Below are 24,333 nucleotides of genomic sequence, written 5' to 3' on the forward strand. Positions count from 1 at the left end.
GCTTTGACTAAGGAGCGCAGGCGTACGAGAGATTTGGCGATAGTCGTGAAGTCTGTCGCCATACTGTAAGACGCGGTTACACCGTTTTTCGCCGGTGCTACCGGCCTCAGGATACTCCGCGTATCGGTACGATGTTGAGGTCTCTAGTGTGATTGATCGCGGCTGCCGACAGGCTGCCGGTGGCCGCCTTCTGGATATGTTCACTCCACCAAGCCATCATCGGACGCCGGCGTTCGATGTAATCCGCCCGGTTATAGGCGCTTCGAACCTCGTCTTTATCGACATGAGCCAACGCGACTTCGATTAGTTCCGAATCCCACCCACGCTCGTTCAGGATTGTGCTGGCCATTGAGCGCATGCCGTGGCTGACCAAGCGGTCCTGAAAGCCCATGCGCTTCAACGCCATGTTGGCTGTCTGGCTATTCGCGTGGGTGCGCGGATTTCTATCTGACGGGAACACATATTCCCTGTGGCCGCTATGGGGCTTAAGCGTCTCCAATAACGAGAGTGCATGTTCGGTCAGCGGGATTGTGTGCGGACGACGCTTTTTCATTCGCTCTGGAGGGATGGTCCAGATGCGTTTTTCGAAGTCGATGTCTGCCCATCGGGTAGTCGCCGCTTCGGCAGGGCGGGTCATAGTGTGTAGCTGCCATTCGATCAGGCAGCGGGTCGTCCGCTTGATGCTGGCGTTCGCGATTTCCATCATGAGCTCCGGAAGCTCATCTGGTGGTAGCGCTGCCATGTTCTCTTTCTTAGGTTTCTTGAACACCGCTCGAATGCCGCTGAGAGGGTTGGCAAAGATCATTCCGGAATTGACCCCGTAGGTCATGATCTCGTTAAGGCGCTGGCTCACTCGCTTAACTGTCTCGAGGCTGCCTTTAGCTTCAATCGGACGAAGCAGCTTGATGACCATCGGCGCGTTCACTTCCGATAACGGCGTTGATTTCATGCTTGGAAAAACATGCAGTGTGAGCGAGCGCCAGATGTCTTCGGCATACGCCGGGGTAACGGAGTCCTTCTTCAATTCGAACCACGCGGTGGCTACGTTCTCGAACGTATGTTCCGTTTCCGCTCGTCTGGCTTCCTGCAGCTCATTGCGCTGAGCTTTTGGGTCGATGCCCTGCGCAAGCAGCTCTCTGGCCTCAACGGTTTTCTTCCTCGCTTGCGCAAGAGAAACCTCGGGATAAGAGCCGAGTGCCATGTTGATTCGATTCTTGGTGACGGGATGCCGGTAGTTGAAATTCCACTGCATCGAGCGATTGACCCTGACTCGCAGTTGGAGCCCGTCGCCATCGGTGAGGACGTAATCTTTGTCTTTCGGTTTGACCGCCTTGAGCTGACGGTCGGAGAGGCGAGTGGTTTGAGCGCACATGAGAAGTACTCCATGACACCTTTTGGTATTCCCAAGATTAGCGCCGGGTAGCCGGGAATACCATTGGGAATACCAAATTGCCTGGAACTCTAAAAACCTCTAAAGCCCGCAATAGCCCTGAAGCCCCCGTATTTACTGGATTCCAGGCACAAAAAAAGACGTCCGTGGACGTCTTTAGATGTTGAAGTGGTGGAGCCGGGGGGATTTGAACCCCCGTCCGCCAGTACTCCGCTGTCGGTACTACATGCTTAGCCGTATCTATTAAGTTAACCCTCAGCGACCCGAAGGGCAGGGTGCTTTGGGCGAGTTGTGTAAGTTTTAGCCGCTTCGTCCACAACGTACTGCACGGCGATTCTGTTCTATATGACAATCACTTTGGGTTTACAGACATCCCCTGGTGATTGCTGGACCCGAAGGTACCAGAAGCTCAGGATCTAAAGCTGCTTACGCAGCGAGAGAGAATTCCTGGCCGTAGGTTTCGTCATTGGCAACTATAAGAAGTTGCAACAGTGGATTTACGAGTTCTGTTACCAACTCGGCATGCACCTAAAGTTTCGCAACCGGCGTCGAATCCTAAACGGCCCCGTGCTTGTAACTCGTTGTTTCTTAGTGAGTGACAAGCCTGTGCAGTGTACGCCAATCGGTCACAGAAGGCCAACCCGAAGGTTGGCCTTGAGCGGTGACAGGTTACTGATTACCGCCTTTGTCCGTGTCTTGCAGGCTTTGCAGGGCCTTGGAGGTGATCTCAATGCACTTCTTGTCATCGCCTGCCGCATGGGCTGCCTTGGCTTGGGAGACGGCGGTGTCGATTTCGCCAGATTTGCCGCTGGTATCGGTGGCGAGCAAGGCTTTCCCGTTGTTGATTTTGTCCAGATTGATTTGGCACAGATCGTCTTTTGTTCCGGCGGCAAACGCGGGGGACGCCAGCATCGCAGCGGTAATGAACAAACCAGCAAGAGCGGAACGCTTCATGGGTATCTCCTTGTGCAAATAGGCTCGATGCTGCCGGTTTTCCGTGCAGCCAGCGAGGTCACTGATGAGCCTCGTTTGTCGAGGCGTATGCAGATGACTACGCCGGCGCGCCGGGGTTCTGTTTTGTCGCTGGATTAGTCGAAAAACCCGGAAATCATTAGGTTTTGCACCCAAAGAGGGCAGCGCTAATGAGCGCGCGGCTGGGTCACTCGGTCCACCAGGTACACCAGTCCGTGGTAATCAATCCCGCCATGTTGCGTCAGGCCGATCTCACACGTACGGCTGGTGGAGATGCCCTCGCTGCAATACTGCACGGCGTCCTTCAGGTTGCGCAGTGAATGGGCATTCAACTCCGGTGTGGTGAAGCCCTTGTCGCCGGCAAAACCACAACAATGAATGCCTTCAGGGATGATCACGTTTTTGCTGCAGCGTCTGGCCAGGTCGATCAGGGCCTGGCTTTCTCCCAGGTGTTGGGTGCTGCAGGTGACATGCACGGCGATCGGGGCTTCCTGGGGGGTGAAGTCGAGGCGGTCCATCAGGTGGGTGCGGATAAAACGTACGGGGTCGTAGAGGTCGAGACGGGTTTCGGCCAGGTCCTGGACCAGGCGCAGGGTGCACGGGCTGGTGTCGCAGTAGATCGGGTCGAGGCCGCCACGGCTGGCGTGGAGCAGGGCGCCGATCAGTTCCTGGCGCTTGTGTTCGGCTTGTTCGGCGTAGCCCTTGGATGCGAAAGGCTGGCCGCAGCAGAGGTTGTCCTGATTGTCGGGAAAGACTACCTGGTAACCGGCTTTTTCCAGCAGGTTGCGGGTTTTTTCGTATAGCGACATCTGTTCGTGATCACCGGCTGCCGGGCCCATCGCGCGTGATACGCAGGCAGCGAGGTACACCACCCGTGGTCGCTCATCGCTCACGGCGGGGCTGAAACGAATGGCCTTTTCCGGTTGTGGCATGGCGTTGGTCCACTGGGGAATTTGCCCCTTGGACAGCCGGGTCACCGTGGCCGAGAGTTTCGCCAGTCGCGGCGCGCCCAGCAGCATGCGCGCACCGTTGGCCACGTGCAGGGTGAAGCGCGCACCTTGCAAGGCGGTAGCGAAATGCGTCGACAGCCATTCAGCTGTTTTCGTACGGTCGGCGTCGCGGCTGCGCAGCTTTTTCACCAGGTCGCCGGTATTGATTCCCACAGGGCAGCGTTGGGCGCAAAGCCCGGTGGCCGCGCAGGTGTCGATGCCCTGATATTGATAGGCCGCTTCCAGTTCGGTGGTGTCCATGCCGGCACGTTTCCGGGCCTGGATATCGCGCCAGATCACGATGCGCTGGCGCGGGCTCAGGGTCAGTCCTTTCGACGGGCACACCGGTTCGCAGAAGCCGCACTCGATGCACTTATCCACAAGTTCGTCGGCGGCGGGCAGTGGCTTGAGGTGCTTGAGGTGGATCTGTGGGTCGTCGCTGAGCACCACGTCCGGATTGAGAATGCCGTTGGGGTCGAGCAGGCGCTTGAGTTGCCACATCAACTGGTAAGCATCGCTGCCCCATTCCAGTTCGACGAAGGGCGCCATGTTGCGACCGGTGCCGTGCTCGGCCTTCAGCGAGCCGCCAAACTCCACGGCCACCAACTGCGCGACGTCGTCCATGAACGCCTGGTAGCGCGCGACTTCTTCCGCGCTGTTGAAGCCTTGGGTGAACACAAAGTGCAGATTGCCTTCCAGGGCGTGTCCGAAAAGGATCGCTTCGTCGTAGTGATGTTTGTCGAACAACTCGATCAGGCGATTAACGCCAATGGCCAGTTGTTCCACCGGGAAGGTCACGTCTTCGATGATCACGGTGGTGCCGGTTTTACGCACGGCGCCCACGGCGGGGAAGGTGTCTTTGCGGATCGCCCACAGGCGGGCGTTTTCAATCGGGTCTTCGGTGAAGTCGACCTGTTTCTCCACCGGGAAGCTGGCCAGGGAGGCCATGATCAGCGTCAGTTGCTCATGCAGCAGTGAGGGCGAGGCTGCGCGGGATTCAATCAGCAGGGCGCAGGCATTTTCCGACAGCTGTTGTACGAAAGCCGGCATGCCGGGCTTGTCCTGCACCGAGCGCATGCTGCGTCGGTCCAGCAGCTCAACCGCTGAAACAGGTTGGGTTTTGAGGGCGGTCACCGCGTTGCAGCAGGTTTCCACGTCGGGGAACACGATCAGGGCCGAGGCTTTGTTCGGGTGATCGATCACCGTGTCGTAGGTCACCGCGCTGATAAAGCCCAAGGTACCTTCGGAGCCCACCAGCAGATGGCTGAGGATATCCAGCGGCTCGTCGAAATCCACCAGGGCGTTGAGTGACAATCCGGTGGTGTTTTTCAGACGGTATTTGTGGCGGATTTTTGCAGCCAGTTCGGCATTGGCCCGTGTTTCGCGGCCCAAGGTCGCCAGGCGTTCAAGCAGGTCACCGTGACGTTGGCGAAAGGCTGAAACACTGGCCGGATCTTCGGTGTCCAGGCGGCTGCCGTCGGCCAGCACCAAGCGAATTCCTGCCAGGGTGTGATAGGTATTCTGCGCCGTGCCGCAGCACATGCCGCTGGCATTGTTGGCGACGATGCCGCCAATCTTGCAGGCATTGATCGACGCCGGGTCCGGGCCGATCTTGCGCCCGAACGGCGCCAGCCAGGCGTTGGCTTGCGCGCCGATCACGCCGGGCTGCAAGCGGATTTGTGTGCCCTGGCCGCGAATCTCGCGACCGTTCCAATTGTCCCCCAGCACGATCAACACCGAGTCGCTGATGGCCTGGCCCGAAAGGCTGGTGCCCGCCGCACGAAAGGTCACCGGTACGCGGTCGCGCTGGGCCAGTTGCAGCAGGGCCACCACTTCATCTTCCGATTCAACCCGGATCACCAATTGTGGGATCAGTCGGTAAAAACTGGCGTCGGTGCCGAAGGCGAGGGTGGAAAGTGGATCGTCGAAACGGCGATCTTGCGGGATCAGTTGTGCGGCGTCGCTCAGAAAAGCAGCAGGCAGGCTCATCGGTCCTCCAGAAATAGCTGACGCCGGAATCGCTGTCCGGCGTCGGTTCTTACCCTATTACGTGCAGGTCTTAGTGCACCAGCATACCGGTGAACCAGTAGGCCTGGGCCAAGGTGATCAGCCCGACAATCGTCGCGAAGAACAGGCTGTGCTTGAGGGTGAAGCGGAACAGGTCGGATTCCTTGCCCACCAGACCCGTCGCGGCGCATGCCACGGCAATCGACTGCGGCGAAATCATCTTGCCGGTTACGCCGCCGCTGGTGTTCGCCGCCACCAGCAAGACGTCGTTGACGCCGATCTGGTGGGCGGTGGTGGCTTGCAGTGAGCTGAACAGCGCGTTGGATGAGGTGTCGGAGCCCGTCAGAAACACACCGAGCCAGCCGAGGAATGGCGAGAAGAACGGGAATGCCGCGCCGGTAGCCGCCAGTACCAGGGCCATGGTCGATGACATGCCCGAGTAGTTGGTGACGAAGGCAAAGGCCAGCACCATGCCGATGGACAGGATCGGCCAGCGCAGTTCATAAAACGTTTCTTTCAAGGTGGTCAGACCAGTTTTGAAATTGATCTTCAATACCAGCATCGACACCAGGGCGGAGAAGAAAATCGCCGTGCCGGTCGCGGAAATCGGATCCAGCTTGAATACCGCAGGGATGGCTGTTGGCGTAGCAACGATGGGCGCAACCTTGATCACCAGTTGATCCAGGTGCGGAATCGCAAAGTTGAACACCGAGCTGTACATCGCGCCGCCAGCGGCGAACATCGCCTTGAACGGCTTCAGGGTCCAAATGGTGACCAGCACAGTCAGGATCAGGAACGGCGACCAGGCCTTGAAAATTTCCCCCAGGCTGTAAGGCGAAGCCAGGGTGTTGCGAGGCTGGCCGAAGCCACCGGCGCTGGCAGTGACGGCAGTGCCGGACGTTGCGCCAGCGATTTGCGCGCCGGCACTGCGCTTGGGCTGCCAGACTTTCAGGAACAGGGTCAGGGAGATCAGGCTGGCCAGGGCCGAGGTGATGTCCGGCAGTTCCGGGCCAATGAAGTTCGAGGTGAAGAACTGGGTAACGGCGAAGCTCAGGCCCGCAACCAGTGCGGCTGGCCAGGTTTCCTTGACGCCGCGCAGGCCGTCCATCATGAACACCAGCCAGAACGGTACGAACAACGACAGTAGCGGCAACTGGCGACCGGCCATGGCGCCGATCTTGAACGCGTCGATGCCCGTCACTTGGCCGGCCACGATGATCGGAATTCCCAGCGCGCCGAACGCGACGGGTGCGGTGTTGGCAATCAGACACAGGCCGGCGGCGTACAGCGGGTTGAAGCCCAGCCCTACCAGCAATGCGGCAGTAATCGCCACCGGTGCACCGAAGCCGGCCGCACCTTCCAGAAAGGCGCCGAAGCAGAAGCCGATCAGCAGCACTTGCAGGCGCTGGTCGTCAGTAATCGACAGCACGGAGCTGCGGATGATCTCGAACTGGCCGCTCTTGACCGTCAGTTTGTACAGGAATACAGCGGCGACGATGATCCAGGCGATTGGCCACAGGCCGTAGGCAAAGCCGTAACCGGCGGCGGCGAGCGCCATGTCGACTGGCATCTGAAAGGCAAAGATCGCCACCAGGATCGACAGTGCCAAGGTAATGCTGCCCGCAACGTGGCCTTTGAGGCGGAACACCGCCAGGGCCAGGAAGAAAAACACGATGGGAATAACGGCGGCCAGTGCGGACAGGCCGAGGCTGCCGAGCGGGCTGTAGAGCTGTTGCCAGGTTTGCATGTGGGGTGGCCCCTAATTGTTGTTGGTCAGGCACTGCTTAGGCGATTTGGATAATTGGTATTACCAATTTACAATCGCTGTTGGCTAGGTTAAAAGCCTTCAGGGGGATGTGTCAATTTGCCGCTTGTGAATCTTTGGTCGTAGGTCGGTGTAAGCGGGTACTGATCGGATGAAACAAGGGCGTTCTGATAGGTGCCGGATACGTGGCGATACGCCAGAATAGGGGCCCGGCGAGTGGTCGGGATGGTGGAGAGTGAGTTATGGGGTTTGATCAGGTGCGTCAGCGCCGTTTGTCTGACGATATCGTCGAGCAGCTTGAGGGTATGATCCTTGAGGGCACGCTGAAGTCAGGCGAGCGCTTGCCGGCCGAGCGCGCACTGGCTGAGCAGTTCGGGGTGTCGCGTCCGTCGTTGCGTGAGGCGATCCAGAAACTGGCGGCCAAAGGTTTGCTGATCAGCCGTCAGGGTGGTGGCAATTATGTGGTGGAGTCGCTGGGATCAACCTTCAGCGATCCGCTGCTGCATCTGCTGGAAAATAATCCCGAGGCGCAGCGCGACCTTTTGGAGTTTCGTCAGACCCTGGAAGCTTCGTGCGCGTACTACGCAGCGTTGCGCGCCACTGAGGTGGACCGCGAGCGACTGACGGCGGCCTTCGAAGAGCTGCAGGATTGCTATACGCGGTCTGATGAAGTGAGCCGGGCGGAAGAGGGCGCGGCGGATGCGAGGTTTCACCTGGCCATCGCCGAGGCCAGCCATAACGCGGTATTGCTGCATACCATTCGCGGGCTGTTCGATCTGCTCAAGCGTAACGTGGTGACCAACATCGGTGGCATGTATCAGCAGCGTACCGAGACCCGGGACATGCTGATCAATCAGCACCGTGATTTGTACCTGGCGATTATTGAAGGGCGTGCCGAGCAGGCGCGGGAGGTTTCAACACGTCACCTGCTGTATGTGCAGGAAGTGCTGGAAGAAGTGCGTCAGGAGGTTCAGCGCATGGCACGGGCGGAGCGGCGCAAGGGGATGTAGCGTTTGTTGTGGTCGAGGGAGCGGGCTCCCTCGGCCACATCAAGTCACAAGAAAATCAGTCTTCCTTGCCCTTGTTACGCACGGCACGCTGCAATTCCCGGTTGGAATCGCGTTCGCGCTCGGTGTCACGCTTGTCGTATTCCTTCTTACCCTTGCCCAGTGCGATCTCGCACTTGACCAGGTGCTTGCTCCAGTACCACGACAGGCAAACGCAGGCGTAGCCTTTTTGCTGCACGGCAGCTTGGAGTTTTTCCAGCTCGCGAGCATTGAGCAGCAGCTTGCGCGTGCGCACCGGGTCGGCAATCACGTGGGTGCTGGCGGTCATCAGCGGCGTGATATGACTGCCGAGCAGCCATGCCTCACCGTCTTTGAGCAGCACGTAACTGTCGACCAGTTGCAGCTTGCTGGCACGCAGACTTTTTACTTCCCAGCCGGCCAGGACCAGACCAGCCTCGAACCGATGTTCGATGAAGTAATCGTGTCGCGCCTTTTTATTTTGCGCGATGGTCCCTGTTGGGTGTTTCTTTTGTTTAGCCATAGGGGCGGCATTATAGGGAGTTGCGAGCGCGTCGGCTACGGTCAACCTGCGTGCTTGAGCGTGTTGAATGAATCCCGGACAATGCAGGCTGGTTTTTGATTTTTTTCTTTCGCGAATCCTGTTGTCCTTTCGCGATGTTTGCCGCTCAGCTGTGGAAATAACGCTCACATGACGACGCATATTCAACGTTCGGCCCTGCTGCCCTACCCGGCGCAGGCGCTCTATGACCTGGTCAACGACGTGGCGCGTTACCCGGAGTTCCTGCCTTGGTGTTCGACTGCCGAGGTGTTGGAGAGCAGTGATGAGCATATGGTTGCCAGCGTGGGGGTGGCGAAGGGCGGCTTGAGCCAGCACTTTGTCACGCGCAACACGCTGGTGCCCGGGCAGTCCATCGAGATGAATCTCGAAGAGGGTCCGTTCACTCAGTTGCACGGTGTGTGGGTGTTCAAGGCGTTGAACGAGAAGGCCTGCAAGATCAGCCTGGATTTGTCGTTCGACTATGCCGGCCCTATCGTGCGTGCCACCTTGGGCCCGTTGTTTAATCAAGCGGCCAATACCCTGGTGGACGCGTTCTGCCAACGCGCCAAGCAAATGCATGGCTGAGCCATTGGTTGAAATCGAGGTGGTGTACGCCGCGGTGGAACGCCAGGTGTTGATGAGCCTGACAGTAGCGCCGGGCTGCAGCCTCAGGGCGGCGGTGTTGGGCTCGGGAATGGCTGTGCAATTCCCGGAGCTGAATCTGGTGAGTTGCCCTTTGGGGATTTTCGGCAAGGTGGTAGCGGACGCTGATGTGCGTGTTGTGCAGGCTGGAGATCGAATCGAGATCTACCGGCCATTGCTGGCAGATCCGATGGAGATACGTCGCTTGCGTGCGGCCAAGGCTGCCAAGGCAAAACAGCAAAACCCATAGTTTGCTAAATAGCAGGCAACAAAAAGCCCGGCATGCCGGGCTTTTTATCGCGTGTTACAAACTTACTGCGGACTCGAGTCCAAAGGTTCTGGAGTCGGCACTGGAACGGTTTGTACGCCGTCGACGCCTTTCTGGATCTCGTCCAGCAAGGAGCCAGGCTTGGCCGGTACTTCGGACTTCGGCTTCTCCTCGTTCTGCGCGGGCGCAGGAGCAGTGGTGCCGTTGTCCTTGCCCAGCAAGGCTTCATCGCGGCTTACACCCGGTTTGAAGTCCCCCGACAGGCTGACGAGCTGGTCATTGCCATTGAAGATGACACTGACCCGCTCCTGCTGGCGTTCACCGCCACCAGGTTGGATGCTATAGAGATAATCCCAGCGATCGGCATGGAATGTGTCGGTCAGCAGGGGATTGCCCATGATAAACCGTACTTGCCGTCGGGTCATTCCCGGGCGTAACTGGTCTATCATGTCCTGCGTGACGACATTGCCCTGCTGGATGTCGATTTTGTAAACCCCGGGGAATGAACAACCGGCGAGTGCGAGCAGTCCCACAAAGGTGAAACTGGTTAGCAAGAGCTTGGTGTTTTGCATCGGTGGGCGACTTCCACTATCTTGGCTGGGACAACGTAAACGCCGATCATACCCGTATTAAGAGAAGCTGCGAAGCAGCATCCGCGAGAAAGCTAACCATGGTTGAAAATAGCGAACTACGCAAAGCCGGTCTTAAAGTGACTCTGCCACGAGTCAAGATTCTACAAATGCTCGATTCTGCTGAGCAGCGCCACATGAGTGCCGAGGATGTATACAAGGCGCTGATGGAGTCTAACGAGGACGTCGGCCTGGCCACGGTTTACCGTGTACTGACCCAGTTTGAAGCAGCAGGACTGGTGGTTCGTCATAATTTCGACGGCGGTCATGCCGTGTTCGAATTGGCTGACGGCGGTCATCACGACCACATGGTTGACCTGGATACCAATGAGGTTATCGAGTTCACCAGTCCGGAAATCGAGAAGCTCCAGCACATGATTGCTGAGCAGCATGGATTCGATTTGGTGGACCACAATCTGGTTCTCTACATACGTAAGAAAAAGTAAGAAAGCTACGCAGATTCGCTCTGCGAAACGATCGAAGGCGACCCTAGGGTCGCCTTCGTGCTTTCTATAAGAAAGAAAATACTCAGTAAGCCGGGCTTCAGACCTTCGCGGTGACCACCATTTTCTTCGCGTGAGCCAAGGACTCCTTGGTCAGGTCAATGCCACCGAGCATCCGTGCCACTTCTTCTACCCGTTCGGTCTTGTTCAGCTTGGACACGGCGGTATGGGTCGCATCGCTGCCACGTACCTTGTGCACGAACAAGTGTTGATGCCCTTGGGCAGCTACTTGTGGCAAGTGAGTAACGGTCAACACCTGGCCACGATCGCCCAATCGGCGCAGCAGCTGGCCAACGATCTCGGCAGTCGGGCCGCCGATGCCTACGTCCACTTCGTCGAATACCAGCGTTGGCACGCGTGAGGTTTGGGCGGTGATCACCTGGATCGCCAAGCTGATCCGTGACAGCTCACCACCGGACGCTACTTTTGCCAGTGCCTTCAGTGGCTGGCCCGGGTTTGCGCTGACCAGCAGCTCCACCTGTTCAAGGCCATTGGGCAGCAGCTCATTGCTGGTGTTGGTGTGCAGCTCGATGGTGAAACGCCCGCCGGGCATGCCCAGACGCTGGATCTCTTGTTCCACTGCACTGGCCAGGCCTGTCGCTGCCTGATGGCGCAGGTCGCTGAGTTCTCGGGCTTTCTCTTGATAATGGCGAGCAAACGACGCTAGTTCTTCACCCAGTCGCTCGATGGATTCATCGTTGGCGTTCAGGGTTTCGATTTCATCCAGTAGCTTTTGCTGCATGGTTGCTACTTCGGTCGGCTGGATCCGGTGTTTGCGCGCCAAGGTATAGATGGTGTCCAGGCGCTCTTCTATATCTTGCAAGCGTGCCGGGTCGGCATCGAAGTGATCGAGGAAGCGGTTCAGCTCGCCCACGGCTTCTTCTACCTGGATTTGCGCACTGGTCAGCAGTGTGGTGGCTTCATTCAGTGATCCGGAGGCGTTGTTCACGCTGGACAGGCGATTGAGGCTGGCCGTCAGGGCGTTGAGCACATTGCCGGAATCACTTTCGCTGCACTGCTCCACCACTTGCCGGCAGATGCCCAGCAGGGTTTCGGCGTTGGTGAGGTTCTTGTGTTCCTGTTCCAGTTGCTCCAGTTCTGTCTCGCCGAGCCCCAGGCTTTCCAGCTCTTCCAGTTGGTAGCTGAGCAATTGGTGGCGGGCACGCTGCTCATCGCCGGAGTTGGAGAGGCGCTCCAGCTCCTGGCGGGTCTGGCGCCAGCGTTGCGCGGCCAGTTGCACTTGGCGCGCAAGGTCAGTGGCGCCGGCGTATTCGTCGAGAAGCCGGCGATGGGTGTCGGTTTTCAGCAGGGACTGGTGTTCATGCTGGCTGTGGATGTCGATCAGCAGTTCGCCCAGGGCTTTCAAGTCGCCGAGGGGGCAGGGTGTGCCATTTATATAGCCGCGGGAGCGCCCTTCGGCAGTGATCACCCGGCGCAGGATGCATGGGCCTTCATTATTAAGGTCGCGCTCGGCAAGCCAGGCCTCGGCTTCCGGGATGTCGGCCAGGTCGAAGGTGGCGAGGATGTCGGCTTTGTCGGCGCCAGGGCGAACCACGCCGCTGTCGGCTCGGTCGCCGAGGGTCAGGCCCAGGGCGTCGAGCATGATCGACTTGCCGGCGCCGGTTTCGCCTGTGATTACGCTCATCCCGCGATCCAGTTCAAGATCCAGATGTTCAACGATGGCGTAGTTATGTACGGACAGGTGCACCAGCATGACGGCCGCTCCCAGGCTTTAGGTCTGGTTATTTATACAGTGTTTTGTTTGGGGGTGACAATCCTGATGCTTAGTCCGTTTTGCTTGAATAACTGTCTTTTTAAGTGCGACAGGGAATGATCGGCAGAAATTGATCCAGGACAACTGAAAGACTTTTGGTAGCGGCCCAGCCCTTGAACCTGAAAATTGTGGCCCCATATACCGAAACAGAAGCGCGAGTCGAGTTCGCGCATGATTTTGAAAGGAGAAATCTATGGCTGACGAACAGACGCAGGATACGCAAAATCCAGACGCCAACCAGGCCGCAGGTGAAGACCTGGCTGCTCGTGTGCAAGTGCTCGAAGAGCAGTTGGCAGGCGCACAGGATCAATCGTTGCGTGTTGCCGCTGATCTGCAGAACGTCCGCCGCCGCGCCGAGCAGGATGTAGAAAAGGCTCACAAGTTCGCGCTGGAAAAATTTGCCGGTGATCTGCTGCCGATCATCGACAGCCTGGAGCGTGGCCTTGAGTTGTCCAACCCGGATGACGAAAACATCCGTCCAATGCGCGAAGGGATCGAACTGACCCTGAAAATGTTCCAGGACACCCTGAAGCGTTATCAGCTGGAAGCCATCGATCCACAAGGCGGCGAGCCGTTCAATGCCGAGCATCATCAAGCGATGGCGATGCAGGAAAACGCTGATCTTGAGCCGAACAGCGTGTTGAAGGTGTTCCAGAAGGGTTACCAGCTCAACGGTCGCTTGTTGCGCCCGGCAATGGTTGTAGTGAGCAAGGCTCCTGCACCGGTTGCACCTTCTATTGATGAGCAGGCTTGAAATAAGTCGTAACGGCCCCATCTATAAGTCAAGCGTTTAAGTACTGCCGCAGTTAGCCACCACTGCTGTGGCAACAAAATCTAAGTTTCGGGAGAGTAAATCATGGGCAAAATTATCGGTATCGACCTGGGGACTACCAACTCCTGCGTCTCCGTGCTGGAAAACGGCGTATCCAAAGTTATTGAAAACGCCGAAGGCGCACGCACCACCCCGTCCATCGTGGCTTACGCCAACGACGGCGAAATCCTGGTTGGCCAGTCCGCCAAGCGTCAAGCTGTGACCAATCCGCATAACACCCTCTACGCGGTGAAGCGTCTGATCGGTCGTAAGTTCGACGAAGAAGTCGTACAGAAAGACATCAAGATGGTCCCGTACAAAATCGCCAAGGCTGACAACGGCGACGCCTGGGTTGAAGTGAACGGCCAGAAAATGTCGCCGCCACAAATCTCGGCTGAAATCTTGAAAAAGATGAAGAAAACCGCCGAAGACTACCTCGGTGAAGCAGTGACTGAAGCGGTGATCACCGTTCCGGCCTACTTCAACGACAGCCAGCGCCAGGCGACCAAAGACGCCGGCCGTATTGCTGGCCTGGACGTAAAACGTATCATCAACGAACCAACCGCAGCCGCTCTGGCCTACGGTATGGACAAGGCCAAGGGCGACCACACCGTGATCGTTTACGACCTGGGTGGCGGTACCTTCGACGTTTCCGTGATCGAAATCGCTGAAGTCGATGGCGAGCACCAGTTCGAAGTGTTGGCCACCAACGGTGACACGTTCCTGGGCGGTGAAGACTTTGACATTCGTCTGATCGACTACCTCGTTGACGAATTCAAGAAAGAAAGCGGCATGAACCTCAAAGGTGACCCGCTGGCCATGCAGCGCCTGAAAGAAGCCGCTGAGAAAGCCAAGATCGAACTGTCTTCGAGCAATTCGACCGACGTGAACCTGCCGTACATCACTGCAGATGCCACCGGTCCTAAGCACTTGAACGTGAAAATCTCCCGCGCCAAGCTGGAGTCGCTGGTAGAAGACCTGGTTCAACGCACCATCGAGCCTTGCCGCATTGCGCTGAAAGACTCGGGTATCGACGTTGGCGCGATCAACGACGTGATCCTGGTCGGCGGTCAGACCCGTATGCCACTGGTTCAGAAGCTGGTGACCGAGTTCTTCGGTAAAGAAGCGCGTAAAGATGTGAACCCGGACGAAGCGGTTGCCATGGGTGCTGCCATCCAGGGCGCGGTATTGGCCGGCGACGTGAAAGACGTTCTGCTGCTGGACGTTAGCCCGCTGACCCTGGGTATCGAAACCATGGGTGGCGTGATGACTGCGCTGATCGAGAAAAACACCACGATTCCTACCAAGAAATCGCAAGTGTTCTCGACTGCCGACGACAACCAGGGCGCCGTGACCATTCACGTGCTGCAAGGTGAGCGTAAGCAGGCTGGTCAGAACAAGTCCTTGGGCAAGTTCGACCTGGCCGAGATTCCGCCAGCACCACGTGGCGTGCCACAAATTGAAGTGACCTTCGACATCGACGCCAACGGCATTCTGCACGTAGGCGCCAAAGACAAGGCCACCGGCAAGACTCAGTCGATCGTGATCAAGGCAAACTCTGGTCTGTCCGAGGAAGAAATTCAGCAGATGATCCGTGATGCTGAAGCCAACGCTGACGAAGACCGCAAGTTCGAAGAACTGGCCGCTGCCCGCAACCAGGGTGATGCACTGGTTCACTCGACGCGCAAAATGATCGCTGACGCTGGCGACAAAGTGACTGCCGAAGAGAAAACTGCAATCGAAGCCGCAGTAGTTGCCCTGGAAGCCGCCGTTAAAGGTGACGACAAGGCTGCTATCGAAGCCAAGGTTGAAGAGCTGTCGAAAGTCTCTGCGCCAGTGGCTCAGAAAATGTACGCCGAACAAGGCCAGCCGGCTGACGGTGCTGCACACCAGGCAGAACCTGAAGCCAAGCACGACGACGTTGTCGATGCCGAGTTCGAAGAAGTCAAAGACCACAAGTAACTTGGTCGCCCGGTTGACCGCTCACAAGCGGTGACTGGTAGGATGTCGCCGCGCGGGAGCTTGCTCCCGCGTTGGCGTGTCTGGGGTACGCGAATTTTTACAGCATGCGACAACGTTCGGATGCTGGCGGTGTGATCGGGAATGCTCCTGCTTTCCGGACGACAGTCACCGCGTTTTTGGCCGGTTTCCGGTTGAAAGCAGTAACGACCAGGATCGTTGAATTGACGTGAGTTGGGTCCGGGCCTGTATTGGGGCTCAACGAGTTTGGCAAGGCTCAGGAGGGTTTTGCCGGACGTCCTTAAGAGTGCAAAGACTTATGGCAAAGCGTGACTATTACGAAGTGTTGGGTGTGGAGCGCGGCTCCAGCGAGGCGGACCTGAAAAAGGCTTACCGTCGCCTGGCAATGAAGCACCACCCGGACCGTAATCCGGATAGCAAAGAATCCGAAGAGCTGTTCAAAGAGGCCAACGAGGCCTACGAATGCCTGTGTGATCCAAACAAGCGTGCGGCATACGATCAGTACGGTCATGCCGGTGTCGACCCAAGCATGGGCGGCGGCGGTGCAGGTTTTGGTGGCCAGAACTTCTCCGATATTTTCGGCGACGTGTTCAGCGACTTCTTTGGCGGCGGCCGTGGTGGCCAGCGTGGCGGTGCCCAGCGTGGCAGCGACCTGCGTTACACCCTGGAACTGAACCTGGAAGAAGCGGTGCGTGGCACCAGCGTCAATATCCGTGTTCCGACGCTGGTCAATTGCAAGCCGTGCGACGGTTCGGGCGCCAAGAAAGGCTCCTCGCCGATCACTTGCCCGACTTGTGGCGGTATCGGCCAAGTGCGCATGCAGCAAGGCTTCTTCTCGGTGCAGCAAACCTGCCCGCGCTGCCATGGCCAGGGCAAGATCATTTCCGATCCGTGCGACTCGTGCCACGGCGAAGGGCGTGTCGAAGAGTACAAGACTCTCTCGGTGAAAGTGCCGGCGGGTGTTGATACCGGTGATCGCATTCGTCTGTCGGGTGAAGGCGAGGCGGGCACTCAGGGCGGCCCGACGGGCGACCTGTACGTGGTGATCAATGTGCGCGAGCACTCGATCTTCCAGCGCGACGGCAAGCATCTGTTCTGTGAAGTGCCGATCAGCTTTGTCGACGCGGCCCTGGGTGGCGAGCTTGAGATTCCGACGCTGGACGGTCGGGTCAAGCTGAAGATTCCTGAGGGTACGCAGACCGGCAAGCAGTTCCGTATCCGCGGCAAAGGCGTAGCGCCGGTGCGTGGCGGTGGTGCTGGTGACTTGATGTGCCGTGTGGCGGTAGAGACTCCGGTGAATCTGGGGCGTCGTCAGCGCGAACTGCTGGAAGAGTTCCGCAGCTCCCTGGCCGGCGATGATACCCATTCGCCAAAAACCACTGGCTGGTTCGAAGGCGTAAAGCGTTTCTTCGGCGACCTGTAAGGAAGTGAGTATGCGACGTATCGCGGTGATGGGCGCTGCCGGGCGTATGGGCAGGACCCTGGTCGAGGCTGTGCAGGCCCGCTCGCCGGCCTCCGGGTTGACGGCGGCGATTGTTCGTCCCGGCAGCACCTTGATTGGTGCGGACGCGGGTGAGTTGGCGTCCTTGGGGCGGATCGGCGTTTCGTTGTCCGGCAATCTGGAGCAGGTTGCCGACGAGTTCGACGTGCTGATCGACTTCACCCTGCCGGACGTGATGCTGAAAAACCTGGCGTTCTGCCGCAAGGCGGGCAAGGCCATGGTGATCGGCACTACGGGTTTGAGCGCCGAGCAAAAGCAGCTGCTGATGGAGGCGGGCAAGGATATCCCTATCGTGTTCGCGGCCAACTTCAGCGTCGGCGTCAATCTGTCGCTGAAGTTGCTCGATATGGCAGCGCGTGTGATGGGTGATGAGGCTGACATCGAGATCATCGAGACTCATCACCGGCACAAGATCGATGCGCCGTCGGGTACGGCGTTGCGCATGGGTGAGGCGATTGCCGATGCCCTTGGGCGGGATCTGTCGAAGGTGGCGGTGTATGGTCGTGAAGGTCATACCGGGGCTCGCGCCCATGACACCATCGGTTTTGCCACCGTTCGCGGCGGTGACGTGGTGGGCGATCACACCGTACTGTTCGCGACCGAGGGTGAGCGTCTTGAGATCACCCACAAGGCGTCGAGCCGCATGACGTTCGCCAAGGGTGCCGTACGTGCGGCGCTGTGGCTGGACGGTCGTACGCCGGCCTTGTACGACATGCGTGACGTGCTGGATCTGCATTAAGAAGTAGCTAAAACGGGGTCTCAGGAATATCCTAAGGCCCCGTTTTTACCCGCTAAGCGACGTCCTGTCGCATTCCCCTGCCTTTAAGGCTCATTAGCGGTGGACCAAAAAAGCCTTTTTCTGTAAGCTACAGCTTTAGTGTGTCCACTAAAAGCGCGCAGAATAATTCAGTGAAGAAGCGGGGTGACGTGTCCATACGTCACTCCGCTTTTTTACAACCTGCGATCGCCCTTTCAGGCTTTATTTACGGGAGGTCTTCTTGACTAAGCCAGCCATACTCGCCCTTGCTGATGGCAGCATTTTTCGCGGCGAAGCCATTGGAGCCGACGGTCAGACCGTTGGAGAGGTGGTGTTCAACACCGCCATGACCGGCTATCAGGAAATCCTTACTGATCCTTCCTACGCCCAACAGATCGTTACCCTGACCTATCCGCACATCGGCAACACCGGTACTACACCGGAAGACGCCGAGTCTGATCGTGTCTGGTCGGCTGGCCTGGTCATTCGTGACCTGCCACTGGTAGCGAGCAACTGGCGTAACACGATGTCCCTGTCCGATTACCTGAAAGCCAACAACGTTGTGGCGATCGCCGGTATCGATACGCGTCGCCTGACACGCATCCTGCGTGAAAAAGGTTCGCAGAACGGCTGCATCATGGCCGGTGACAACATCTCCGAAGAAGCAGCGATTGCAGCGGCCCAAGGTTTCCCTGGCCTGAAAGGCATGGACCTGGCGAAAGTCGTCAGCACCCAGGAAAAGTACGAGTGGCGCTCCACTGTCTGGGACTTGAAGACCGACAGCCACGCGACCATCGAAGCTTCCGAGTTGCCGTACCACGTTGTGGCCTACGACTACGGTATCAAGCACAACATCTTGCGCATGCTGGTCGAGCGCGGTTGCCGCGTGACCGTGGTGCCGGCGCAAACCCCAGCCAGCGATGTACTGGCCCTGCAGCCGGACGGTGTGTTCCTGTCCAACGGCCCCGGTGACCCGGAGCCTTGCGATTACGCCATCAAGGCGATCAAGGAAGTGCTGGAAACCGAGATTCCGGTATTCGGTATCTGCCTCGGCCACCAGTTGCTGGCCCTGGCCTCCGGCGCCAAGACCCTGAAAATGGGCCACGGCCACCACGGTGCCAACCACCCGGTACAGGATCTGGACACTGGCATCGTGATGATCACCAGCCAGAACCACGGTTTTGCGGTGGATGAAGCGACCTTGCCGGGCAACGTCCGGGCGATTCACAAGTCGCTGTTCGACGGTTCCCTGCAAGGCATCGAGCGCACCGACAAGAGCGCGTTCAGCTTCCAGGGCCACCCTGAAGCAAGCCCGGGCCCGAACGACGTAGCGCCGCTGTTCGACCGTTTCATCAATGAGATGGCCAAGCGACGCTAAGTGAGCGGCCCGAGGGTGGCCCGGGAAACCGGCGGCCCCCTCGGGCTCTTCAAAGATTGTTCAAGACGGCTTGCCGACTGACCTGCGGATTTGAGTGACAAACCCATGCCAAAACGTACAGACATAAAAAGCATCCTGATTCTCGGCGCTGGCCCGATCGTGATCGGCCAGGCCTGCGAATTCGACTACTCCGGCGCCCAGGCCTGTAAAGCCCTGCGCGAAGAGGGTTACCGCGTCATCCTGGTGAACTCCAACCCGGCCACCATCATGACCGACCCGGACATGGCCGACGCCACCTACATTGAGCCGATCAAGTGGCAGACCGTTGCCAAGATCATCGAGAAAGAACGTCCGGACGCGTTGCTGCCAACCATGGGTGGCCAGACCGCCCTGAACTGCGCACTGGATCTGGAGCGCGAAGGCGTCCTGGAGAAGTTCGGCGTAGAGATGATCGGCGCCAATGCCGACACCATCGACAAGGCTGAAGACCGTTCGCGTTTCGACAAGGCCATGAAATCCATCGGCCTTGACTGCCCGCGTTCCGGTATCGCCCACAGCATGGAAGAGGCCAATGCGGTCCTCGAACGCCTGGGCTTCCCGTGCATCATCCGTCCGTCCTTCACCATGGGCGGCACCGGCGGCGGTATCGCCTACAACCGTGAAGAATTCGAAGAAATCTGCGCCCGCGGCCTGGACTTGTCGCCGACCAAAGAGCTGCTGATCGACGAATCCCTGATCGGTTGGAAAGAGTATGAGATGGAGGTTGTCCGCGATAAGAAGGACAACTGCATCATCGTCTGCTCCATCGAAAACTTTGACCCGATGGGCGTGCACACCGGTGACTCGATCACTGTTGCGCCAGCACAGACCCTGACGGACAAGGAATACCAGATCATGCGTAACGCCTCGTTGGCGGTGCTGCGTGAGATCGGCGTGGAAACCGGTGGCTCCAACGTCCAGTTCGGCATCTGCCCGGACACTGGCCGCATGGTTGTGATCGAGATGAACCCGCGTGTATCGCGTTCTTCGGCGCTGGCATCGAAAGCTACCGGCTTCCCGATTGCGCGCATCGCTGCCAAGTTGGCGATCGGTTACACCTTGGACGAGCTGCAGAACGAAATCACCGGCGGCGCAACGCCGGCCTCCTTCGAGCCGTCGATCGACTATGTCGTCACCAAGCTGCCACGCTTCGCTTTCGAGAAATTCCCGAAAGCCGACGCCCGCCTGACCACTCAGATGAAGTCGGTCGGTGAAGTCATGGCCATCGGCCGGACCTTCCAGGAGTCCCTGCAGAAAGCCCTCCGCGGCCTGGAAGTGGGTGTTTGCGGTCTGGATGAGAAGCTCGACCTGAGCAATCCGGAAAGCATGAGTGTGCTCAAGCGCGAGCTGACCGTGCCGGGTGCCGAGCGTATCTGGTACGTGGCCGATGCTTTCCGCGCCGGCATGACCGTCGAAGACATCTTCGGCATGAACATGATCGACCCGTGGTTCCTGGTGCAGATCGAAGATCTGATCAAGGAAGAAGAGAAGGTCAAGACCCTCGGCCTGTCCTCTATCGACCGCGACCTGATGTTCCGCCTCAAGCGCAAAGGCTTCTCCGACATGCGTTTGGCCAAGCTGCTGGGCGTGACCGAGAAAAACCTGCGCACGCATCGCCACAAGCTGGATATCTTCCCGGTCTACAAGCGCGTTGATACCTGTGCGGCCGAGTTCGCCACCGACACCGCGTATATGTACTCCACTTACGAGGAAGAGTGCGAAGCAGCGCCGTCGGGCCGCGACAAAATCATGATCCTGGGTGGCGGTCCAAACCGTATCGGCCAAGGCATCGAATTCGATTATTGCTGTGTACACGCCGCTCTCGCCCTGCGCGAAGACGGGTACGAGACCATCATGGTCAACTGCAACCCGGAAACTGTTTCCACCGACTACGACACCTCCGACCGCCTGTACTTCGAGCCGGTAACGCTGGAAGACGTACTGGAAATCTGTCGCGTCGAGAAGCCAAAAGGCGTGATCGTCCAGTACGGCGGCCAAACCCCGTTGAAACTGGCACGCGCACTTGAAGCCGCTGGCGTACCGATCATCGGCACCAGCCCTGACGCTATCGACCGTGCTGAAGACCGTGAGCGCTTCCAGCAGATGGTTGAGCGTCTGAACCTGCGTCAGCCGCCAAACGCCACCGTGCGCAGCGAAGACGAAGCGATCCGCGCGGCCAGCAAGATTGGTTATCCGTTGGTGGTGCGTCCGTCCTACGTACTGGGCGGCCGGGCGATGGAAATCGTCTACGAAGAAGACGAGCTCAAGCGTTACCTGCGTGATGCGGTAAAAGTGTCCAACGACAGCCCGGTGCTGCTGGACCACTTCCTCAACTGCGCCATCGAGATGGACGTGGATGCGGTCTGCGACGGCACCGACGTGGTGATCGGCGCGATCATGCAGCACATCGAACAGGCTGGCGTTCACTCCGGTGACTCCGCGTGCTCGCTGCCGCCCTACTCGCTGCCTGCACACATCCAGGACGAGATGCGCGAACAGGTCAAGAAAATGGCCCTGGAACTGGGCGTGGTCGGCCTGATGAACGTACAGTTGGCGCTGCAAGGCGAAGACATCTACGTCATCGAAGTCAACCCGCGCGCTTCGCGTACCGTGCCGTTTGTTTCCAAGTGCATCGGTGTTTCCCTGGCGATGATTGCTGCCCGTGTGATGGCCGGCAAGACCTTGAAGGAAATCGGCTTCACCAAGGAAATCATTCCGAACTTCTACAGTGTGAAAGAGGCGGTGTTCCCATTCGCCAAATTCCCTGGCGTGGACCCGATCCTGGGCCCGGAGATGAAGTCCACCGGTGAAGTGATGGGCGTGGGCGATACCTTCGGTGAAGCATTCGCCAAAGCCCAGATGGGCGCCAGCGAAGTGCTGCCGACCGGCGGTACTGCGTTCATCAGCGTACGTGATGATGACAAGCCACTGGTTGCAGGCGTGGCTCGTGATCTGATCAACTTGGGTTTCGAAGTCGTGGCTACTGCCGGGACCGCCAAGCTGATCGAGGCTGCCGGCCTGAAAGTACGTCGCGTGAACAAGGTGACGGAAGGCCGTCCGCACGTGGTCGACATGATCAAGAATGACGAAGTCACCCTGATCATCAACACCACTGAAGGTCGCCAGTCGATCGCGGACTCCTACTCCATTCGTCGTAACGCCTTGCAGCACAAGATCTACTGCACCACTACCATTGCTGCTGGCGAAGCTATCTGCGAAGCGCTCAAGTTCGGTCCTGAAAAAACCGTGCGTCGCTTGCAGGATCTACACGCAGGATTGAAGGCATGATCAAATACCCAATGACCGTCCAGGGCGCAAAAGCCCTGGAAGAAGAACACGCCCACCTGACCAAGGTCGTCCGTCCGAAGCTGAGCCAGGACATCGGTACGGCCCGGGAATTGGGTGACCTGAAGGAAAACGCTGAATACCATGCTGCCCGTGAGCAGCAAGGTATGGTCGAGGCGCGGATCCGTGACATCGAAGGCCGCCTGCAGAACTCGGTGGTTATCGACGTCACGACCATCCCGCATACCGGCAAGGTGATTTTCGGCACCACCGTGGAAATCGCCAACGTCGAGACTGACGAAAGCGTGGTTTACCACATCGTGGGTGAAGACGAGGCCGACTTCAAACTCGGCAAGATCTCCGTCGGTTCGCCGCTGGCTCGCGCCTTGATTGCCAAGGAAGAGGGTGATGTGGTGGCCGTCAAGACGCCTGGTGGCGTGATCGAGTACGAGATTGTCGAAGTTCGTCACATCTGAAAGACGGCGCCCGCTTCGTGCGGGCGCCATGCTTTGGCAGTTTGCCCAGATGCTTTGGGTTGGCGGCCTATGGCTGTTACATATTGGTGTACTGCCGGCGCTGGGCCTGATTGGCCTGGCACCGTTGCTGATCGATGAGGTCAGCGGATTATTAAGCGCGTTGCTGGTGGGGTTTGCAGCGGCGTGCGTGACGCTTCAGGCGCTGGTGCTGATCAAGGCCGAAGGCTTGGAGAGTATGTGGCGGGATATTCGCGGGCAACTGCTGTTGATGGCGCTGTATGCGTGCGCGATGTTTTGCGTGGTACGCATCTTTCTGCCGGAAGCGTTGCGCTGGCAGCTGTTCAGCTATCTTGTGCTAGGGTTTTCCGGATTGGTGCTGGTTGTACAGCCGGCGCCAGGATGGAGCGGCAGGGCGTGCGAAGCACGCCCGTGACCCTTGTTTCACTTGAAGCGGTGTACGTTCGACAGTTGCTTGTTGGCGCTGAAGTTCTTGCGATACAGCAGTGCCATCTTGCCGATGACCTGAACCAGGTCCGCTTTGCCAGCCTTGCACAGTTCTGCAATGGCTGCCAGGCGCGCCTCGCGATCAAGGATGCTGACCTTGATCTTGATCAGCTCGTGATCGCCCAATGCGCGTTCAAGCTCGGCTAACACACCTTCAGTCAAACCGTTGTCAGCCACAATCAAAACTGGTTTCAGATGGTGGCCAATGGATTTGTACTGTTTCTTCTGCTCTTGAGTGAGCGGCATAATCTGACCCCTGCGTCTGATCTTGTAAAAAGCGGCGGCCAGTTTACCCGAGCGAGTCCGGGACCGCCCAGTTAATCACGACCCGTTTTATTTTCGAGGTGGCCCGTGGCCCGTTCCAAAACTAGCCTTAAGTGGCTGCAAGAGCATTTCAACGACCCTTACGTCAAAATGGCGCAAAAGGATGGCTACCGTTCCCGGGCCAGCTACAAGCTGCTGGAGATCCAGGAAAAGGACAAGTTGATCCGCCCCGGCATGAGTGTTATCGACCTGGGTGCCGCCCCGGGTGGCTGGTCCCAGGTGACCAGTCGTCTGATTGGTGGGCAAGGTCGTTTAATCGCTTCCGATATCCTGGAAATGGACAGCATCCCCGACGTGACCTTTGTTCACGGCGATTTTACCCAGGACGAAGTGCTGGCACAGATCCTCGAGGCGGTCGGAAATTCGCAGGTAGACCTTGTGATTTCCGATATGGCCCCCAATATGAGTGGATTACCGGCTGTTGATATGCCGCGAGCCATGTTCCTGTGCGAATTGGCACTGGATCTGGCGGGACGGGTACTGCGTCCGGGTGGTGACTTCTTGGTCAAGGTCTTCCAGGGTGAAGGCTTCGACGAGTATCACAAGAACATCCGCAAGCTGTTCGACAAGGTACAGACACGCAAGCCTGACTCTTCCCGGGACAGGTCCCGTGAGCAGTATTTGCTGGGTCGCGGGTTCCGTGGCATTGAAGGCGCTGCCAGTGAAGAGCGTTTTTGAGGAATTCGACGGAGGCGATAGGTTTTTTTATATCGCTTTCGTCACGAAGCTTTACGAATATTGTGTAGTCAAAGTTTCACAAAGGGTTACAGACG

21 protein-coding genes and 1 other RNA gene are annotated in these 24,333 nt (G+C 58.2%); 13 read left to right on the forward strand and 9 right to left on the reverse strand.

The window, feature by feature from the left end:
• Positions 1 to 106: 106 nt before the first annotated feature.
• The 5 genes from LIY45_RS17690 to LIY45_RS17710 form a co-directional block, all read right to left on the reverse strand.
• Positions 107 to 1,372: an integrase domain-containing protein gene (locus LIY45_RS17690; RefSeq protein ID WP_226477072.1), complete on the reverse strand. Its 1,266-nt coding sequence runs from the start codon at positions 1,370 to 1,372 to the stop codon at positions 107 to 109.
• 187 nt (positions 1,373 to 1,559) lie between these two features.
• Positions 1,560 to 1,957, reverse strand: a transfer-messenger RNA (tmRNA) gene (ssrA, locus tag LIY45_RS17695).
• Positions 1,958 to 2,059: 102 nt separating this feature from the next.
• On the reverse strand, positions 2,060 to 2,344 hold the full coding sequence (locus LIY45_RS17700) for a hypothetical protein (RefSeq protein WP_003212250.1): 285 nt from the start codon (positions 2,342 to 2,344) through the stop codon (positions 2,060 to 2,062).
• A 185-nt stretch (positions 2,345 to 2,529) separates the two neighbouring features.
• The gene (locus tag LIY45_RS17705; protein ID WP_226477073.1) at positions 2,530 to 5,340 is read right to left on the reverse strand and encodes an FAD-binding and (Fe-S)-binding domain-containing protein; all 2,811 of its coding nucleotides are present in this window, start codon (positions 5,338 to 5,340) and stop codon (positions 2,530 to 2,532) included.
• 70 nt (positions 5,341 to 5,410) lie between these two features.
• Complete coding sequence (locus LIY45_RS17710) at positions 5,411 to 7,105, reverse strand: lactate permease LctP family transporter (RefSeq protein ID WP_226477074.1); 1,695 nt, start codon at positions 7,103 to 7,105, stop codon at positions 5,411 to 5,413.
• A gap of 260 nt (positions 7,106 to 7,365) precedes the next feature.
• On the opposite strand from LIY45_RS17710, the gene LIY45_RS17715 reads away from it, so the two are divergent.
• Positions 7,366 to 8,133 (forward strand): FCD domain-containing protein, encoded by a 768-nt coding sequence (locus LIY45_RS17715; protein WP_226477075.1) that lies wholly within the window; start codon positions 7,366 to 7,368, stop codon positions 8,131 to 8,133.
• A 55-nt stretch (positions 8,134 to 8,188) separates the two neighbouring features.
• On the opposite strand, the gene smpB is transcribed toward LIY45_RS17715, so the two are convergent.
• Complete coding sequence (smpB, locus tag LIY45_RS17720; RefSeq protein WP_017478553.1) at positions 8,189 to 8,671, reverse strand: SsrA-binding protein SmpB; 483 nt, start codon at positions 8,669 to 8,671, stop codon at positions 8,189 to 8,191.
• A 168-nt stretch (positions 8,672 to 8,839) separates the two neighbouring features.
• Between smpB and LIY45_RS17725 the strand changes: the two genes are divergently transcribed.
• Together LIY45_RS17725 and LIY45_RS17730 are read left to right on the forward strand one after the other, a co-directional pair.
• Positions 8,840 to 9,274 carry a type II toxin-antitoxin system RatA family toxin gene (locus LIY45_RS17725; protein WP_003212236.1) on the forward strand — a complete coding sequence of 145 codons (435 nt, stop codon included), beginning with the start codon at positions 8,840 to 8,842 and terminating at the stop codon, positions 9,272 to 9,274.
• Positions 9,267 to 9,581, forward strand: coding sequence for an RnfH family protein (locus LIY45_RS17730; protein WP_226477076.1), 315 nt, complete (start codon positions 9,267 to 9,269; stop codon positions 9,579 to 9,581). The genes LIY45_RS17725 and LIY45_RS17730 overlap by 8 nt, the downstream gene beginning before the upstream one ends.
• Before the next feature lie 62 nt (positions 9,582 to 9,643).
• Here the strand turns inward: LIY45_RS17730 and LIY45_RS17735 are convergent, their stop codons facing one another.
• Positions 9,644 to 10,171, reverse strand: a complete 528-nt coding sequence (locus LIY45_RS17735) for an outer membrane protein assembly factor BamE (protein ID WP_017478555.1) — start codon at positions 10,169 to 10,171, stop codon at positions 9,644 to 9,646.
• A 98-nt stretch (positions 10,172 to 10,269) separates the two neighbouring features.
• On the opposite strand from LIY45_RS17735, the gene fur reads away from it, so the two are divergent.
• A complete protein-coding gene (fur, locus tag LIY45_RS17740; RefSeq protein ID WP_003212228.1) occupies positions 10,270 to 10,674 on the forward strand; it encodes a ferric iron uptake transcriptional regulator in 405 nt (134 codons plus the stop codon).
• Between the two features lie 97 nt (positions 10,675 to 10,771).
• Here the strand turns inward: fur and recN are convergent, their stop codons facing one another.
• Positions 10,772 to 12,445, reverse strand: coding sequence for a DNA repair protein RecN (recN, locus tag LIY45_RS17745; protein ID WP_017478557.1), 1,674 nt, complete (start codon positions 12,443 to 12,445; stop codon positions 10,772 to 10,774).
• A gap of 253 nt (positions 12,446 to 12,698) precedes the next feature.
• Here recN and grpE point away from each other — a divergent pair, with 253 nt between their 5' ends.
• From grpE to LIY45_RS17785, 8 genes are all read left to right on the forward strand, one after another.
• Positions 12,699 to 13,259 carry a nucleotide exchange factor GrpE gene (grpE, locus tag LIY45_RS17750; protein ID WP_003212224.1) on the forward strand — a complete coding sequence of 187 codons (561 nt, stop codon included), beginning with the start codon at positions 12,699 to 12,701 and terminating at the stop codon, positions 13,257 to 13,259.
• 102 nt (positions 13,260 to 13,361) lie between these two features.
• Positions 13,362 to 15,278 (forward strand): molecular chaperone DnaK, encoded by a 1,917-nt coding sequence (gene dnaK / locus LIY45_RS17755; RefSeq protein ID WP_017478559.1) that lies wholly within the window; start codon positions 13,362 to 13,364, stop codon positions 15,276 to 15,278.
• 316 nt (positions 15,279 to 15,594) lie between these two features.
• A complete protein-coding gene (gene dnaJ, locus LIY45_RS17760) occupies positions 15,595 to 16,719 on the forward strand; it encodes a molecular chaperone DnaJ (RefSeq protein WP_003212219.1) in 1,125 nt (374 codons plus the stop codon).
• 10 nt (positions 16,720 to 16,729) lie between these two features.
• On the forward strand, positions 16,730 to 17,536 hold the full coding sequence (gene dapB / locus LIY45_RS17765) for a 4-hydroxy-tetrahydrodipicolinate reductase (protein ID WP_226477077.1): 807 nt from the start codon (positions 16,730 to 16,732) through the stop codon (positions 17,534 to 17,536).
• A gap of 259 nt (positions 17,537 to 17,795) precedes the next feature.
• Entirely contained in the window at positions 17,796 to 18,932 is a 1,137-nt protein-coding gene (gene carA / locus LIY45_RS17770) for a glutamine-hydrolyzing carbamoyl-phosphate synthase small subunit (RefSeq protein WP_226477078.1), read from the forward strand.
• Between the two features lie 105 nt (positions 18,933 to 19,037).
• Positions 19,038 to 22,259, forward strand: a complete 3,222-nt coding sequence (carB, locus tag LIY45_RS17775) for a carbamoyl-phosphate synthase large subunit (RefSeq protein WP_003212212.1) — start codon at positions 19,038 to 19,040, stop codon at positions 22,257 to 22,259.
• Positions 22,256 to 22,732 carry a transcription elongation factor GreA gene (greA, locus tag LIY45_RS17780; RefSeq protein ID WP_003212209.1) on the forward strand — a complete coding sequence of 159 codons (477 nt, stop codon included), beginning with the start codon at positions 22,256 to 22,258 and terminating at the stop codon, positions 22,730 to 22,732. The genes carB and greA overlap by 4 nt, the downstream gene beginning before the upstream one ends.
• Before the next feature lie 28 nt (positions 22,733 to 22,760).
• Entirely contained in the window at positions 22,761 to 23,165 is a 405-nt protein-coding gene (locus LIY45_RS17785) for a hypothetical protein (protein WP_017478563.1), read from the forward strand.
• A gap of 8 nt (positions 23,166 to 23,173) precedes the next feature.
• Here LIY45_RS17785 and yhbY read toward each other — a convergent pair whose 3' ends face one another.
• Positions 23,174 to 23,482, reverse strand: a complete 309-nt coding sequence (gene yhbY / locus LIY45_RS17790; protein ID WP_003212205.1) for a ribosome assembly RNA-binding protein YhbY — start codon at positions 23,480 to 23,482, stop codon at positions 23,174 to 23,176.
• Positions 23,483 to 23,587: 105 nt separating this feature from the next.
• Here yhbY and rlmE point away from each other — a divergent pair, with 105 nt between their 5' ends.
• The gene (rlmE, locus tag LIY45_RS17795; protein WP_003212203.1) at positions 23,588 to 24,238 is read left to right on the forward strand and encodes a 23S rRNA (uridine(2552)-2'-O)-methyltransferase RlmE; all 651 of its coding nucleotides are present in this window, start codon (positions 23,588 to 23,590) and stop codon (positions 24,236 to 24,238) included.
• Positions 24,239 to 24,333 lie beyond the last annotated feature (95 nt).

Origin of the sequence: Pseudomonas sp. MWU16-30323 (assembly GCF_020515595.1) — a bacterium.
GTDB lineage: Bacteria > Pseudomonadota > Gammaproteobacteria > Pseudomonadales > Pseudomonadaceae > Aquipseudomonas > Aquipseudomonas yamanorum.